The 15,115-nt window shown below is 76.5% G+C and carries 14 protein-coding genes and 2 pseudogenes; 5 read left to right on the top strand and 11 right to left on the bottom strand.

Features of this window, described 5'->3' with window-relative positions; translation table 11 throughout:
• Positions 1-21 precede the first annotated feature (21 nt).
• Complete coding sequence (locus tag GA0070558_RS11640; RefSeq protein WP_091278382.1) at positions 22-1,566, top strand: non-reducing end alpha-L-arabinofuranosidase family hydrolase; 1,545 nt, start codon at positions 22-24, stop codon at positions 1,564-1,566.
• A gap of 106 nt (positions 1,567-1,672) precedes the next feature.
• Here GA0070558_RS11640 and GA0070558_RS32790 read toward each other — a convergent pair whose 3' ends face one another.
• Positions 1,673-2,089, bottom strand: coding sequence for a helix-turn-helix domain-containing protein (locus tag GA0070558_RS32790; RefSeq protein ID WP_141722203.1), 417 nt, complete (start codon positions 2,087-2,089; stop codon positions 1,673-1,675).
• 241 nt (positions 2,090-2,330) lie between these two features.
• Between GA0070558_RS32790 and metF the strand changes: the two genes are divergently transcribed.
• Together metF and GA0070558_RS11625 are read left to right on the top strand one after the other, a co-directional pair.
• Positions 2,331-3,248 (top strand): methylenetetrahydrofolate reductase [NAD(P)H], encoded by a 918-nt coding sequence (gene metF / locus GA0070558_RS11630; protein ID WP_077939031.1) that lies wholly within the window; start codon positions 2,331-2,333, stop codon positions 3,246-3,248.
• Positions 3,249-3,291: 43 nt separating this feature from the next.
• Positions 3,292-3,981, top strand: coding sequence for a CDP-alcohol phosphatidyltransferase family protein (locus tag GA0070558_RS11625; protein ID WP_091278380.1), 690 nt, complete (start codon positions 3,292-3,294; stop codon positions 3,979-3,981).
• A gap of 66 nt (positions 3,982-4,047) precedes the next feature.
• Here the strand turns inward: GA0070558_RS11625 and GA0070558_RS11620 are convergent, their stop codons facing one another.
• The 10 genes and pseudogenes from GA0070558_RS11620 to GA0070558_RS11575 form a co-directional block, all read right to left on the bottom strand.
• On the bottom strand, positions 4,048-5,538 hold the full coding sequence (locus tag GA0070558_RS11620; RefSeq protein WP_091278378.1) for a phytoene desaturase family protein: 1,491 nt from the start codon (positions 5,536-5,538) through the stop codon (positions 4,048-4,050).
• Between the two features lie 11 nt (positions 5,539-5,549).
• Complete coding sequence (locus tag GA0070558_RS11615) at positions 5,550-6,677, bottom strand: glycosyltransferase family 2 protein (protein ID WP_091278376.1); 1,128 nt, start codon at positions 6,675-6,677, stop codon at positions 5,550-5,552.
• Positions 6,674-7,516, bottom strand: a complete 843-nt coding sequence (locus GA0070558_RS11610; protein ID WP_091278374.1) for a carotenoid biosynthesis protein — start codon at positions 7,514-7,516, stop codon at positions 6,674-6,676. Before GA0070558_RS11610 ends, GA0070558_RS11615 begins: the two co-directional genes overlap by 4 nt.
• Before the next feature lie 68 nt (positions 7,517-7,584).
• Positions 7,585-8,151 (bottom strand): annotated as a pseudogene (locus GA0070558_RS11605) (GNAT family N-acetyltransferase); the annotation flags it as partial.
• Positions 8,148-8,885: a DUF3291 domain-containing protein gene (locus GA0070558_RS11600; protein WP_091278370.1), complete on the bottom strand. Its 738-nt coding sequence runs from the start codon at positions 8,883-8,885 to the stop codon at positions 8,148-8,150. The gene GA0070558_RS11600 and the pseudogene GA0070558_RS11605, both read right to left, overlap by 4 nt.
• Positions 8,882-9,370: a YbaK/EbsC family protein gene (locus tag GA0070558_RS11595; RefSeq protein ID WP_077939045.1), complete on the bottom strand. Its 489-nt coding sequence runs from the start codon at positions 9,368-9,370 to the stop codon at positions 8,882-8,884. The genes GA0070558_RS11600 and GA0070558_RS11595 overlap by 4 nt, the downstream gene beginning before the upstream one ends.
• 75 nt (positions 9,371-9,445) lie before the next feature.
• The gene (locus GA0070558_RS11590) at positions 9,446-10,258 is read right to left on the bottom strand and encodes an FAD:protein FMN transferase (RefSeq protein ID WP_141722202.1); all 813 of its coding nucleotides are present in this window, start codon (positions 10,256-10,258) and stop codon (positions 9,446-9,448) included.
• Between the two features lie 17 nt (positions 10,259-10,275).
• Positions 10,276-10,704: an FMN-binding protein gene (locus GA0070558_RS11585; RefSeq protein WP_091278366.1), complete on the bottom strand. Its 429-nt coding sequence runs from the start codon at positions 10,702-10,704 to the stop codon at positions 10,276-10,278.
• A gap of 20 nt (positions 10,705-10,724) precedes the next feature.
• Positions 10,725-12,125, bottom strand: coding sequence for a ferredoxin reductase family protein (locus tag GA0070558_RS11580; RefSeq protein ID WP_091278364.1), 1,401 nt, complete (start codon positions 12,123-12,125; stop codon positions 10,725-10,727).
• Between the two features lie 104 nt (positions 12,126-12,229).
• Entirely contained in the window at positions 12,230-13,213 is a 984-nt protein-coding gene (locus GA0070558_RS11575) for an EamA family transporter (protein WP_218106982.1), read from the bottom strand.
• A gap of 423 nt (positions 13,214-13,636) precedes the next feature.
• On the opposite strand from GA0070558_RS11575, the gene GA0070558_RS11570 reads away from it, so the two are divergent.
• Positions 13,637-14,086, top strand: a complete 450-nt coding sequence (locus GA0070558_RS11570; RefSeq protein ID WP_077939038.1) for an SAV_6107 family HEPN domain-containing protein — start codon at positions 13,637-13,639, stop codon at positions 14,084-14,086.
• A 120-nt stretch (positions 14,087-14,206) separates the two neighbouring features.
• A pseudogene (gene imuA' / locus GA0070558_RS11565) lies at positions 14,207-14,959 on the top strand (DnaE2-dependent mutagenesis accessory factor ImuA'); the annotation flags it as partial.
• Between the last annotated feature and the right edge of the window lie 156 nt (positions 14,960-15,115).

Below are 15,115 nucleotides of genomic sequence, written 5' to 3'. Positions count from 1 at the left end.
TCTGGTCATTGAAGGAGGATCATGTCTGCCATTGGTGGATCGCCATCGATCGCACCGCCGCCGCAGCGGCGACGCGGGTGGCTGTCTCGGGTCGTCGCCGCCGGCGTGTCGGCGGTGGTGCTCGGCGTGGCCGCCGCGGCCGCGGTGTCGACGCCCGCCGCCGCGGCGACGGTCGACACGAACGCGTGGTACGTGTTGGTCAACCGCAACAGCGGCAAGGCCCTGGACGTCTACAACCTCGCCACGAACGACGGGGCGCGGATCACCCAGTGGACGCGTAACAACGGCAACCAGCAGCAGTGGCAGTTCGTGGACTCCGGCGGCGGCTACTACCGGCTGAAGTCGCGGCTGTCCGGCAAGGTGCTGGACGTCTACAACTTCTCCACCGCCAACAGCGCCAGCATCGTGCAGTGGACCGACGGCAACGGGACCAACCAGCAGTTCCGGTTGGCCGACTCCGACGGTGGCTACGTCCGGTTCATCAACCGGAACAGCAACAAGGTGGTCGAGGTGCAGGGCGCCTCCACCGCCGACGGCGGCAACATCGTGCAGTACGACGACTGGAACGGCAGCAACCAGCAGTGGCAGCTGGTCCGCGTGGACGGCGGCACGAACCCCACCACCCCGCCGCCGACGACGCCCCCGCCCACCGGCACCTGCAACCTGCCGTCGACGTACCGGTGGTCGTCGACGGGCGCGCTGGCGCAGCCGAAGTCCGGCTGGGTCTCGCTGAAGGACTTCACCGTCGCGCCGTACAACGGCCGGCAGCTCGTCTACGCGACGACGCACGACTTCGGCAGCTCGTGGGGTTCGATGAACTTCGGGCTGTTCACGAACTGGTCGGAGATGGCCACCGCGAGCCAGAACACCATGTCCTCGGGGACGGTCGCGCCGACGCTGTTCTACTTCGCGCCGAAGAACATCTGGGTGCTGGCCTACCAGTGGGGCGGGGCGGCGTTCAACTACCGCACGTCGACCGACCCGACGAACCCGAACGGGTGGTCCGCGCCGCAGGCGCTGTTCACGGGCAGCATCACCGGCTCCGGCACCGGGCCGATCGACCAGACCCTGATCGCCGACAGCACGAACATGTACCTGTTCTTCGCCGGGGACAACGGCAAGATCTACCGGGCCAGCATGCCGCTCGGGAACTTCCCGGGCAACTTCGGCTCGTCGTACACGACGATCATGAGTGACACGCCGGCGAACCTGTTCGAGGCGGTGCAGGTCTACAAGCTCCAGGGCCAGACCCTGTACCTGATGATCGTCGAGGCGATGGGCGCGCAGGGCCGCTACTTCCGCTCGTTCACGGCCACCAGCCTGAGTGGTTCGTGGACGCCGCAGGCGGCGACGGAGAGCAACCCGTTCGCCGGCAAGGCCAACAGCGGCGCGACCTGGACCAACGACATCAGCCACGGTGAGCTGATCCGCACCAGCGCCGACCAGACGTTCACCGTCGACCCGTGCAACCTGCAGCTGCTCTACCAGGGTCGTTCCCCCAGCTCCAACGGCGTCGACTACGGCCTCCTGCCGTACCGGCCGGGTCTGCTGACCCTGCAGCGCTGACAGTGCGAGCCGACGCTGACGGCGTGAGTCAGCGGCCGGCGTGAGTTCGATCGAGCGGCGGGTCCGGCGCAGGCCGGGCCCGCCGCCCGCGCGTCCGGCCCCTGCCTCAGGTGGGCCGGTCGGGCCGGCTGTGCCGCCGACCGGGGCGGGTGGCGTGCCGGGGCGGGCGGAGCCGGTCCGGGCCCGCCGGCCGCAGGCCGGCCCGGGGCGTCGTGCCGCCGGCTCGTGGGCGGGCCGGGCCGGCCGGCTGCGCCCGGCGGCGCGCGCGGCGGGCCCGCCCGGCGGCCTCGGTCAGCAGCTCCGCCGGCACGGCCAGGACCACGGCCAGCCAGCCCAGCCAGAAGCCTCCCGGCACCCGGAGCTGCCGCTCCCAGCGGGACACCTCGTGCCGGCTCAGCGTGGGCACGCCCGAGGCGGCGCACAGCTCGGCGGCGAGGGCCTGCTGGCTGCGGCCCCGGCCCCGCCGGAGCCGGGCGAGCAGCGGCCCGAGCGGCTCGGGGCCGGGCGGCGTGGGTGGCGTCATGGGTCCTCCGGCAGGGTCGGCGCGAGGGCGGCGTCGACCCGCGCACCAGGGCGGGACCGGCGTGCCGCCGGTCGGTGCTGACCCCCGCGCGGGCCCCGTCCGCGCTACCGCCTGTCTACCCCGGGGGTACGACGCTCCGCCCACCCGCCGCTCGGGGAGGGCCCGTGCGGGGGCTCGCGTGGCGGTCGCGTCAGGTGGGAAGGTCCTGGGTGCGGTGCGTCCCGACCGCTAGAGTCGGTCCATGGCTCTCGGTCTACCCTCGGTCCTCCCCAACCCGCAGCCGGCGATCGGGGAGCTGATCCGTGACCGTCAGCCCACCTTCTCGTTCGAGTTCTTCCCGCCCAAGACAGCCCAGGGCGAGCGGCTGCTGTGGCAGGCGATCCGCGAGTTGGAGCCGCTGCGCCCCTCATTCGTCTCGATCACCTACGGGGCCGGCGGGTCGACCCGGGACACCACGGTCGCGGTGACCGAGCGGATCGCCACCGAGACCACCCTGCTGCCGATGGCGCACCTCACCGCCGTCAACCATTCCGTCGCCGAGCTGCGCAACGTCATCGGCCGGCTGGCCGGCGTCGGGGTGCGCAACGTGCTGGCCGTGCGGGGCGACCCGCCGGGCGACCCGGGCGGCGAGTGGGTCCGCCACCCCGAGGGGGTGCTCTACGCTGAGGACCTGGTGCGGCTGGTGCGCGACTCCGGTGACTTCAGCGTCGGGGTGGCCGCGTTCCCCTACAAGCACCCCCGCTCGCCCGACGTGGCCAGCGACACCGCGCACTTCGTGCGCAAGTGCCGGGCCGGGGCGGAGTTCGCGATCACCCAGATGTTCTTCGACGCCGACGACTACCTGCGGCTGCGGGACCGGGTGGCGGCGGCGGGCTGCGCCACCCCGATCCTGGCCGGGGTGATGCCGGTCACCCAGCTCAGCACGATCGAGCGGTCCGTGCAGCTGTCCGGGGCACCCTTCCCGCCGGCCCTGGCCGCGCGCTTCGCCGAGGTGGCCGACGACCCGGAGGCGGTCCGCCGGCTCGGCATCGAGCAGGCGGCCGAGATGTGCCGGCGGCTGCTCGACGAGGGCGTGCCCGGCATCCACTTCATCACCCTCAACCGGTCCACCGCGACCCGCGAGGTCTGGCAGCAGTTGCAGGTCGGCGCGCGGGTGTGACCCCAGTGGCGCGACACCACAGCGCCGGTGCGACGGTTGTTCCGTGGTGGGCACTTCGCTGAACTGGGACGAGTACGCGACGGCGTGGGCGCGGCTGCACGGGGGCTTCGACCCCCGGGCGGCGGCCCCGGTGGTCCGCGCCTGGCTGCGGTTCGCCTACCACGTCGGGTACGTGCTGGGCCGCCTCCGGGTCACCCCGACCGCCGTCACCGTGGCGGGGGTGCTGCTCTGCCTCTGCGTGCCGCTGTTCGCCGTCCGGCCGGTGAGCGGGCCGGTGCTCGCGGCGCTGTTCGTGCTGGCCGCGTCGGTGGCCGACAGCGTCGACGGTGCGGTGGCGGTGGCCACCAACCGCACCACCCGGCTCGGCTACGTCTACGACTCCGTCGCCGACCGGCTCGGTGAGGCCGCCTGGCTGACCGCGTTCTGGCTGGTGGGCGCGCCGGGCGCGCTGGTCGCCGCCGCCGGCGGGCTGTCCTGGCTGCACGAGTACGTCCGGGCCCGGTCGGTGTCGGCCGGGATGCGGGAGATCGGCGCGGTCACCGTGGGGGAGCGGCCCACCCGGGTCTGCGTGGCCCTGGTCGGGCTGCTGCTGTCCGGCCTCGCCGGGCTGATCGACCCGGACCTGACCGCCGGCACGATCACCATGGCCACGGCCGTCTGGGTGCTGCTGGCCGGCTTCGGGCTGGGCCAGCTGCTCGCCGCCGTCCGCCGCGCCCTCATCGAGGCCGGCTGACCCGCCGCGGCGGGGTGTTAAGAAGGGGCCCCTGCTCGACAGAATGCGTTAACAAGGTGCCCCTCCTTACCCCCAATCCGGGCCGATGGCGTCGGCGACGATCTGCGCGGAGAGGGTGACCATCGGCAGGCCGCCCCCCGGGTGCCCGGAGCCGCCGACCAGCCACAACCCGGCCGCCGGCCCCCGGTTCGCCGGGCGCAGCAGGCCACCCGCCGTGCCGTAGATCGCACCGCCGGGCGCGCCGGTCGCGGCGTCCAGGTCGGCCGGGGTGCGGACCTCCCGGAACACCAGCCGGTCGCGCACGTCCACGCCGCGCTCGGCGAGCACGTCGAGAACCCGGTCGGCGTACGCGTCGGCCAGGCCCGGCCGCCGCCAGTCCACCGCGCCCGTGGCGGTGCCGTGGCGGGGCGCGTTGACCAGCACGAACCACGCCTCGTGCCCGGCGGGGCGCACCGCCGGATCGTCGGCGACGGTGACGAAGACGGTCGGATCGGACGCCGGCCGGGCCCGCACGCCCCGCCCGGGGTGACCGAAGACCGCGTCGAACTCGGCGTCGTAGTCGCGCGGGAAGAACACGTTGTGGTGGGCCAGGCCGGTCTCGCCGGCCACCCCGAGCAGCAGCACGAAGCCGGCTAGGCTGCGGTCGGTCAGCCCGGCCAGCCGGCGCGGGCTGGGCAGCAGGTCCCGGTAGAGGGTCAGCGCGTCGACGTTGGCGACCACCACGTCGGCGGGCACGGGCGCGGCGACGCCGGCGAGGCGCACCCCGTGGACCCGGCCGCCCGCCGCGTCGATCCGGGTGACCGTGGTGCCGGTCTGCACGACCACGCCCAGGTCCAGGCAGCGGGTCAGCAGCGCGTCGGCGAGGGTGCCCAGGCCGCCGCGCAGATACCAGCCGCCGAACGCCAGCTCCGCGTACGGGACGGCGACCAGCGCCGCCGGTGCCCGGCGCGGGTCGGCCCCGGTGTAGGTGGCGTACCGGTCCAGCAGCATCCGCAGCCGGGGGTCGGCCAGGTGCCGGCGGCCCAGCCCGCGCAGGGTGCGCCCGGGGGCGATGGCGGCGAGGTCGCCCAGCCGCCAGGCCAGCGCGGCGAGGTCCAGCGGCGAGTCGACGGGCCGGCGCAGGATGTCGCGGTGCGAGGCGTCCCACACCCGGGCGGCGCGCCGCCACAGCCGCTGCCAGTCGGCGGCGGCCCGGTCGCCGAACGCCGCGCCGACGCGGCCGGCGAACTCGGCCGGGTCGGCGCAGGAGTCGAGGGTGGGCCCGCCGCCGGGGAAGACGTGCCGGACGATCGGGTCCAGCGGGGTCAGGTCGAGGTATTCGTCGAGCTTCGCGCCGGTCGCCTCGAACAGGTCGTGGAAGACCTCCGGGAGGGTGAGCAGGCTGGGCCCGGTGTCGAAGTGGAACGCACCGGCCGGGGTGTCGTGGACGTACCGGCCGAGCTTGCCGCCGACCGTGCCGGCCTGCTCGAAGACGGTCACCTCGTGCCCGGTGGCGGCCAGCCGGGCGGCGGTGGCCAGCCCACCCACCCCGGCACCGACGACCACGATCCGCGCCATGACGTGCCCTCCTAGCTGACCGGGCGACCCCGCCAGGACAGACGACGCCGCTTCCGCAGATGGTACGACCGCGCGGTCAGCCAGCCGAGGACCACGACCGACACGGGGTGGCCGAGCGCGTCGGGCCACCACCGGCCGCCGGTGGCGCGGGCGCTGACCGCCCGCCCGGCCACCCCGAGCAGCCAGGCCAGCGCCGCCACCGCCGCGACCGCCGGGGCGCCCGCGACCAGGGCGGCCAGCGCGACCAGCGGGGGAGCCGTGTAGAGCAGCAGCAGCGCCGCCACCACGGCCGCCGCCGCGCCGGGATGACCGAACGAGGCCCACAGCGACTTGGTGTAGCCGTCGCGCAGCTGCGGCCAGTCGTCGTACATCCGGCAGGTGGCCAGCCGGGAGCCGTCGGCGAGGGCGATCCGGCCGCCGGAGCGCTTGACCGCGCGGGCCAGCTCGATGTCCTCCAGCACCCGGTCGGCCACGGCGGCGTGCCCGCCGGCCGCCGCGTAGCCGGCCCGGTCGACCACGAGGAACTGCCCGCCGGCCGCCGCCAGCGACGGCCGCGGCGAGCGCTCCATCGCCCGCAGCGGCAGGAAGGTCAGCCACAGCCACTGCAGCAGCGGCTGCACCAGCCGGTCCGTCGGGGTCCGGGTCACGATCATCGGGTACGGCGACAGCAGCGTCACCCGCGCGGCGCGCAGCTCGGCGACGGCCGCCGCCACCGCGTACGGGGCGAGGACGACGTCGGCGTCGACGAAGGCCAGCGCGGTGGCGGCCGGGTCGGCGCGGGTGGCGAGCTGGTGGCAGGCGTGCGGCTTGCCCAGCCAGCCCGGCGGCGGGGCGACGCCGGTGAGCAGGGTGACCCGGTCGTCGTCGCCGGCGGCCGCGCGGACCACGTCGGCGGTGCCGTCGGTGGAGCCGTCGTCGAGCACCACGATGCGCAGGCCGGGCACGCCGCGCTGGGCGAGCAGCGACTCCAGGCACGGGGTGACCCGGTCGGCCTCGTCACGCAGGGGCAGCAGCACCGCGACGGTCTCGGCGACCTCGACGGGCCCGCCGGCCGGGCGGCGCAGCCACCGGGTGGCGTTGACCCAGGTGTGCGCGGTGAGCGCGGCGACGGCGGCGAGCAGCAGCAGGACGCCGGTCATGCGGTCGCGTCGGCGGGCGGACCCTGCTGGGGCTGCCGGTCCTGCCGGGGCTGCCGACCCTGCCGGTCCGGCCGGCGGTCGCGGCCCAGCGCCAGGGCCAGCGGGACGGCGGCGACCGCCATGCCGGCCGCGCCCCACACCGCCGACGCGGGCAGGCCGAGGAAGACCGCGTGCGCCAGGATGCTGGAGGCGTACGTCCACAGGTAGAGCGCGAACATCGGGGCGTCGCCGGGGCCGGCCCGGTCGACGACCGCCCCGGCCAGCGGGCGCAGCGCCGCCATCAGCAACACCGCGAACAGCAGCCAGCCGAGGTAGTTGCTGACGGGCACGCCGGGCAGGCCGGGCAGCGCGGGGGTGGCGTCCCGCCACACCCAGTAGCCCTCGGCGACCATCTGCGGGTCGAGGAACAGGTCCCACGCGGCGAGCCCGACGGCGGCGAGGGCCACCCGGGCGACGCCGGGGGAGACGAGCCGGGCCGCCGTGAGCCAGGCGGGCCAGGCCATCCAGGTCCAGGCCAGAGGGATGACCAGCGGCACCCCGGCCAGCTTCGGGCCCAGCTCCCCGGAGTAGTCGTAGCTGCCGAACGGGAAGCCGGTGGCCACCCCGAGCGCCTCGATGGCGAAGCCGCCCCCGGTGGCCACCGCGACCAGCGCCGCCGCCGCGCGGGGACCCCGGGTCAGCAGCGCGTGGCCGACCGAGAGGAGATAGCCGAGGACGACGGTGGCCACGGTCAGCCCGGCCCGGGTGGCGCCGACGGTGAGCGGGTAGCAGATCTGGGCCAGGACCAGCACCCCCAGCCCCACCCAGGGCAGCAGCGGCCGGTGCCCGGGCCGGGTCACGGCGCGGCCGGTCCCGGTGCCGGGGCGGCCGGGCCGGCCGGCGCGGGGGCGGCGGGACCGGCCCGGCCGGCGGGGCTGTCGGCGGACGGGGCCGGCGGGGTGAGCGGGAGGTCCCGGCCGAGGATGCCGAACGGGCGTTCGTCGCCGGGGAAGTGGAAGTGGCGCAGCACGTCGACGAAGCCGAACCGGCGGTACAGCCGCCAGGCCCGGGAGCGCTGCTCGTCGGCCTCGGGCGTGGAGAGCAGGGTGGTGCTGCCCGGTGCCATGCGCAGCAGCGCGGTGAGCTGCCGGGTGCCCAGGCGATGCCCCTGGGCGGGCGGCCGGACGTGCAACTCGACCACCTCGAAGCAGTCGGCGAGCCAGCGCTGCCGGGCACCGGCGGTCAGCGCCCGGTGCACCTGGTCGTGCCACCACTGACCGGGCGTGCCGAGGTAGCCGTACCCGAAGCCGGCCAGGTGCCCCTCGGAGGTGAGGCTCGCCACGGCGCGGAAGCCGGGACGGCGCACGTGGGTGGCGATGTAGCCGCGCCGCGCCTCCAGCAGGTCGGCCCGGTAGTTCATCGCCTCGCCGTAGACGGCCACCACGTCGTCCAGCCGTCGGACCAGGTCGTCCGGCGTCCAGCGCACCAGCCTCATGCCCGCCCATCCTTCGCCGTTGCCGCGTCGCCGTCGGCGACCCACCCCAGCACCGCCCGGTCGCCGACCACGTCGCGCACCTCGAACCGCGCGAAGAGCTCCTCCGCGTACCACCCCTCGGTGGGGGTGCGCGCGATCGCGGCGCGGTGCTCGGGGTGACGGTACGCGAACGCGACGAGGTCCGCCGGATCGCGCCACACGCTGACCGTGCCCTGCCAGCCCAGCGGGGCCTCGCCGACGCCGAACCGGGCCAGCAGGCCGGGCGCGGCGTGCAGGGCGGCGGCCACCGGCGGGATGGCCCGCCAGAAGGTGGCCGCCCGGCGGGCCCGCAGCCGGGCCCGGGTCAGCGCCAGCACCGGGCCGGCGACCCGACCGCCGGACGGCTCGCCGAACGGCTGCCGCCCGGACCACTCGCCCCGGCTGGTCAGCGGGCGCAGGTCGACCCGCACCGACGAGCGGGCGACGCGGGCCCAGGAGCGGCCCACGGGCGAGGCGTCGAAGCCGGCGGCGTCGGCCGCGCGGTCCCAGGCGGCGAGGGCCGCCCAACGGGTCAGGTCGGCGTCGCCGGGGCCGAAGCCGGTGCCCGTCCCGGTGCCGAGCAGCTTGCCGAACCGCACCCCGGTGGTGCGGCGCAACCGTGCCGGGTGCGTCGCCATCCGGGCCAGCGCGCCGGGCAGGGCGGCCCGGCCGATCCGCCAGACGTGCAGGGTGACCAGCTCGGGGACGCCGCTCACGCCACCTCGGTCGCGGTGCCGACGGTGATCCGCAGCAGCTCCGCGTACGTCGTGGGGAAGACCGCCTGGGGCACCCCGCCGGCCGCCCAGACCTCGTCGTAGCCGGCCAGGGCCACGTCGACGAGGGTGCGCAGCGGCTCGGGGTGGCCGAGCGGGGCGACCCCGCCGATCGGCTGGCCGGTGTGCCTGCGGACGAACTCGGGGGTGGCCCGGCGCAGGTGGGTGAACCCGAGGTGCGCGGCCAGGCCGGCGACGTCCACCCGGTGCGCGCCGGAGGTGAGCACCAGCAGCGGCGCGTCGTCGGCGTCGAAGACGAGCGAGTTCGCGATGGCGCCGACGGCGACGCCGAGCGCGTCGGCCGCCGCCGCGGCGGTGTGCACCGCCTCGGGCAGCAGGCGGACCTCGCTGGGCCGGCCGGAGCCGTCCCGCGCGCCCGCGGCGTCGAGGGCCTCCTGCACGGCCCGCACGTTCGGGTGTGGCTGCATGCCGCCATTCTCCCCGCCGCCGCCGCGCCCGTCGCACCCACCCACCCACGCCCCCGCCTGCCCCACGCCTGCCGGCTACGCCGCGGCGGCCCCCGCCGCCGGCCGGGTGCCCGGCCAGTCCGGGGTGGCCCGGACCCGGCCGTCGGCGGTCACCAGCAGGGCGGCGTACCCGTCGAGGGCGGCCAGCCAGTCCAGGGCGTCCGGGCCCCCGGCGACGGCCGCCGTGGCGTACACGTCGGCCCAGAGCAGGTCGGGACCGACCACGGTGACCGACCGGACGGCCCCGGCGGGCCGGCCCGCGCGCGGGTCGGTGATGTGCGCGCCGCGCCGGGCGGTGCCGGAGGTGGCGACCGCCCCGGACGCCCGCTCCAGCACGTCGAGCAGGTGCCCCGGGGACTGCGGGTCCTCGACGCCGACCCGCCACGCCGGCCGGTCGGGCGCGGCGCGCAGCAGCACGTCGCCCCCGGCGTTGAGGCACACGTCGTGGTCGGCCAGGTCGGTCAGCCACCGGGCCGCCCGCTCGACCGCCCAGCCCTTGACCAGCCCGGACGGGTCGAAGCCGACGCCGCCGCGCGGCAGCGGCAGCCGCCGGGCGTCGAACCGGCCGCCGGTGCGCAGCCGGGCCAGCTCGCACAGCTCGACCACCTCCCGCACCGCCGGGTCGGCGGTGGCCGGGTCGGGCGACCGGCCGGCGAGCCGACCGAGGACGCTGTCCGGCCGGTACGTGCTGAACGTGTCGTCGGCCGCGCGCAGCTCGGCGAAGAACGCCTCCACCCGGGCGGCGACGGCCTCGTCGCGCACCCCGGGCCCGCGCAGGTGCACGCTCACCGGCAGTCCCATCACCTGTTCCACCCAGGCCCGCCGGCCCGGCTCGGTGGTCGTGGCCATCGTGTCCACCTTCCCGTTCACAGGTGCGCCGCGTCGATGGCGGCCTGGAGGGACTCCCGGTAGCCGTCGCTGGTGACGGTGGCCCCGGAGACCGTGTCGATGTCGGCGCTCTGCGCGGCCAGGGCCGACTGCCGCAGGATCGGCACCGCGTAGTCGTTGATCTGCTGGTCCCGGTGGTTGCCGTCGGGCATCTGGAGCGCGGTGACGTCGGTGATCTTCCCGGCGGAGACGGTGATCCGGACCTGCACCGGCCCCCACCGGGTCTGCGCCACCGACCCGTCGTACCGCCCGGCGCCGGTGCCGGACGAGCCGGTGCCGGCGTCGCCGCCCGTGCCGGCGGCGATCGCGCTGCTCTCCCCGCCCACCCCCATCGTGCTGGTCTTGTAGCTGAACAGCAGCACCAGCGCCGCCACGGTGGACAGCAGCCACACGGTGATCCGTCGCATGGAAACCCCCTTCGCGCCTGTCACCAGGCAAAACGTTCGTGGTGGGTGTGCTCGTCGGGCACCCCGGCGGCGCGGGTGGCGGCCCGCGCCGCGTCGACCCAGCCGTCCGGGCCGCAGAGGAAGACGTCGTGGTCGGCGATGTCGGGGGAGAGCCGGCGCAGCGTCTCGGCGTCGGTCGCCCCCTCCGCGTACGCCGGCAGCCAGGCCGGTCGCCCGGCGCGCGGGCCGACCAGGTGGTGCACCACCACCCCGCGCTCGGCCGCGAGCCGGTCCAGCTCCACGCGGAAGGCGATCTCCTCCTCGGTACGCGCGCGGTAGAGCAGCACCGCCTGCCCCGGCGCGTACGGCAGCTCCCACAGCAGCGCCAGCAGCGGCGTGACGCCGACCCCGCAGGCGAACATCGTGATCCCGCCGCCGCGCCAGTGCTCCCCGGTCAGCCGCCCGTACGGGCCCTCCAGCAGCACCCGGGTGCCGGGGCGCAGGGCGGCCACCCGGGCGCTGCCGTCGCCGAGGTCCTTCACGGTGATCCGCATCAGGTCCCCCGACGGGGGCGCCGACAGCGAGTACGGGTGGGCCCGGGACCAGCCGGGGCCGTCGAGGAACCGCCAGGAGAAGAACTGCCCCGCCCGCACGGGCAGCCGGTGCAGGTCCCGCCCGCGCAGCCACACCGACGTCACCCTCGGCGCCTCGGGCACCACCGCCGCGACCTCGACCCGGTGCCGCAGGGAGCGCCACGCCGGCAGCCCCAGCCGGAACACCAGCACGCTGCCCAGCGCCAGCAGGTACGCCGTCCACCAGTACGCCCGCGCGACGGGTGAGGCGACGAAGTCCGCGCCGGTCCAGAGCTGGTGCGGCAGCGCCAGCGCGATCCCCAGGTACGCGTACAGGTGCAGCAGGTGCCAGGACTCGTAGCGCAGCTGGCGGCGGGCCGCCCGCACCGACGTGACCACCACCAGCACCAGCAGGCCCAGCGCGGCGGTGGCCAGCAGCATCCCCGGGTACCCGGTGACCAGCAGCCAGAACTGCGTGACGACGTCCTCGCGGGCGGTGCCCGCGTACCCGATGGTGGTCAGCGCCACGTGGGCCAGCAGCAGGTGGAACGAGGCGAAGCCGGCGAGCCGGTGCCAGCGGGCGATCCGGTCCTGGCCGAAGCGCCGCTCGACCAGCGGCACCCGGGCCATCAGGACCACCTGGATCAGCATCAGGTCGGCGCTGAGCAGGCCGGTGAGCCGGCCGGCGGAGGTGAGGCCGGTGGCCGCCCCGGACAGCAGCTCCTGCACCCCCCGGTCGGCCGTCCAGAGGGCGGTGACCACGAGTAGGCTGAGCGCGGCGGCGACGCCCGCCACGTCGGCCCACCAGCCGGGGGCTCCCGGCGGGACGAGGCGGGTCGGGGCCGGTCGTTCGGCGACGGCGGCGCTCATCCGTCGATCGTTTCGGTACGGCTGACGTTCATGGGGTCCACCCTGCGGCGGTGGCCTCGACCGGCCCTTTGTGAAACCTGTGCGCGTACTGAGAATCCCGGCGGTCAGCGGCCGGCGGCGGCAGCGCCGGTGACCACCGCGTCGGGCGCGGGCGGCACGGTCTGCCGCCCGGGCGGGGCCGCCCGGGCCGTCTCGGCCAGCACCACCCCGAGCAGCACCAGCGCGCCGCCGCCGAGCTGGGCGACGTTGAGCGCCTCGCCCGCGCCGATGACCACCCAGGCGACCGCCGCGGCGAGCACCGGCTCCACCATGCCGACGATCCCGACGCTGGTCGCGGGCAGGTGCCGCATCGCGCCGGCCACCAGCAGGTACGGCACGACCGAGCCGAGCACCACCACGTACGCGCAGAGCAGCGCGACCGGCACGCCCCCGGCGCGGCCGGTCAGCGGCTCCCAGCCGCCGGTGCCGGCGGTGACCGCCCGGGTGAGCAGCCCGGCCACGGCGGACCCGCCGAACGCCCAGGTGCACAGCGACAGGGTGTCGCGGCCCTGCACGCCCCGCGCCCCGAGCACGTAGTAGCCGGCCAGGAAGACCGCCGCGCCCACGCCGGCCAGCACGCCCAGGCCGTCCAGCCGCAGCCCGCCCCACACCTCGGCCACGCAGCCCAGCCCGACGAGGCTCAGCGCCAGGCCGACCCAGAGCCGGGGACGGACCCGGTGCCGCTGGCCGAACCGGGCCCAGAGGGCGACCAGCAGCGGGGCGGAGTACTCGAACAGCAGGCCGATCCCGACCGGCAGCCGGGAGATGGCGACGAAGTAGAGCATCGGCACCAGGAAGAAGCCGGTCAGGCCGTACCCGATCAGCAGCGGCAGCTGCCGGGTGGTGACCCGCAGCCGGCGCGCCCCCGGACGCAGCGCGACGCTGAGCAGCAGCAGGATGGTGACCGCGCCCAAGGCGCGCAGCAGGGTCAGCTGCTGCGCGTTCAGGCCGGCCCGGAGCACCAGCTTGGAGACCGTGCCGTTGACGGCGAACAGGGCTCCCGAGCCGAGCACCATGGCGACACCGAGGGCGGGGCGGGGAGTCGTCACCAGCAGAGGCTAGCGTCGCCGCCTGTTTCGGCACGCCGGCCCGCCACACGTTGCGTTTTCGTCGGGCGCGGGGTGTACTGTCAGCAGTAGTTAGAACGAGTGTTCGATTGCCTCGAACGCCCGTTCCAACAACCCGGGGTGGTGTTTCGCGGCGCCGGCCCCGGGCGGTGCGGCTCCGCGGGCCGCACCTGGGTCCCGGGCAGTCGCGAGTCCGGGCCCGTCAGGCAGGAGCGTCGCCCGCCGCCCACGACCCCCGGGCGGCGGGCGACGAACCCGCCGGTATCGCCGGCCGGGTGTGGTGTGGGGAAGCGTCCACACCCGGCCGGCCCCACCCGGTGCGTCTTCCTCCGCACCACCCGACCCGGCCCGTGCCGGCGGCCCCGGCCGCCGTGCCCGGCCCCGGCCACGTGGAGGAGACAGCCCATGCCGACCAACTCGGCCCAGCCACCGACGGTGCCGGCGCACGTGCTGCCGAACCGCACCCCGGCCCAGCTCCTCGCGGTGGCCCGGCACGGGCTGGCGGAGGCCGCCCGCACCCGCCCCGACGGCCTGCGCTACGCCGCGGCCCACCTCGCCGCCCTCCGCGCCGCCGCGGCCGTGCTCGCCGCCCGCGCCCGCCCCGCGCCGGCCCGGCGACACCGCATCACCAGCGTCTGGGTCCTGCTCTGCACCGTCGCCCCCGAGCTGGACGAGTGGGCCGCCTACTTCGCCGCCGGCGCGGGCAAGCGCGCCGCCGCCGAGGCCGGCATCCCCCGGGTGGTCAGCGCCCGGCAGGCCGACGACCTGCTCCGGGCGGCCGAGCAGTTCGTGACGGTGGTGGAGACCTCCCTCGGGCTGACCCACCAGCCGGCGCTCGACGGCCTCGCCGCCTGACCGCGACCGGCGCCCACCCACCCAGCACGGCACTTCGGCACTTCCGCACAGCACTTCCGCACAGCACTTCCGCACGGCACTTCGGCAACGACGGGCGAGGCACGACAGGGGGTAGGTCCGATGGCGGGCCGCATGGTGGTCGGTTCCGCCGCACTGGCCGGCCTGGTCCGTCCGGCGAGCGCGCCGGACCCGGCCGGGGCGCACCGGATGCTGCCGGTGGCCGCCGAGCTGACCGGCCTGCTGCCCAGCCGGGGGCTGCGTCGGGGCAGCACGATCGCGGTCGCCGCCGGCCAGCCCCGGCACGGCGGCGGCACCTCCCTGGTGCTGGCGCTGCTCGCCGAGGCGTCCCGGGCCGGCTCGTGGTGCGCCGTGGTGGGGGTGCCGACCTTCGGCGCGGGGGCGGCGGCCGAGGCCGGCATCGCCCTGGACCGGCTCGCCCTGGTGCCGCAGCCCGGGCCGGACTGGCCGACCGTCGTCGCCGCCCTGATCGACGGGGTGGACGTGGTGGTCGCCGCCGTGCCGGCCACCGTCTCCGCCTCCGTGGCCAACCGGCTGGCCGCCCGGGCGCGGCAGCGCGGCAGCGTGCTCGTCCCGTACGGCCGGTGGGACGGCGCGGACGTCACGCTGCAGGTGGTCCGGGGCGTCTGGGAGGGGCTGGGCCAGGGCCGGGGCCGGCTGCGGCGGCGCGAGGTCACCATCTGCGCCCGGGGGCGGGGCGCGGCGGCCCGGCCCAAGGAGATCAAGGTCTGGCTTCCCGGAGACGCGCTCACCCGGGTCATCCCCCGCCCACCCGTCGCGTCGGGCGTCTCCGCCACCGGCCGCTCGGCCGCCGGCCGGCTCCGCCCCGTCCCGCCGTCGTCGGTTGCGCCGCGGTCGGTCGAGTCGCCGCCGTCGCACGCCGCGTCGTCACTGTCGTCGGCCGTCCCGCTGTCGGCGGCCGTCCCGCTGTCGGCGGCCGTCCCGCTGTCGGCGGCCGTCCCGCCGTCGGCGGACGCACCGCCCCGCCGGGGCGCGCTCACCATGGTCGGC

The organism is Micromonospora haikouensis (assembly GCF_900091595.1).
Lineage (GTDB): Bacteria > Actinomycetota > Actinomycetes > Mycobacteriales > Micromonosporaceae > Micromonospora > Micromonospora haikouensis.
The sequence above is the reverse complement of the archived record's forward strand: the minus strand, read 5'-3'. Positions and strand labels throughout refer to the sequence as shown.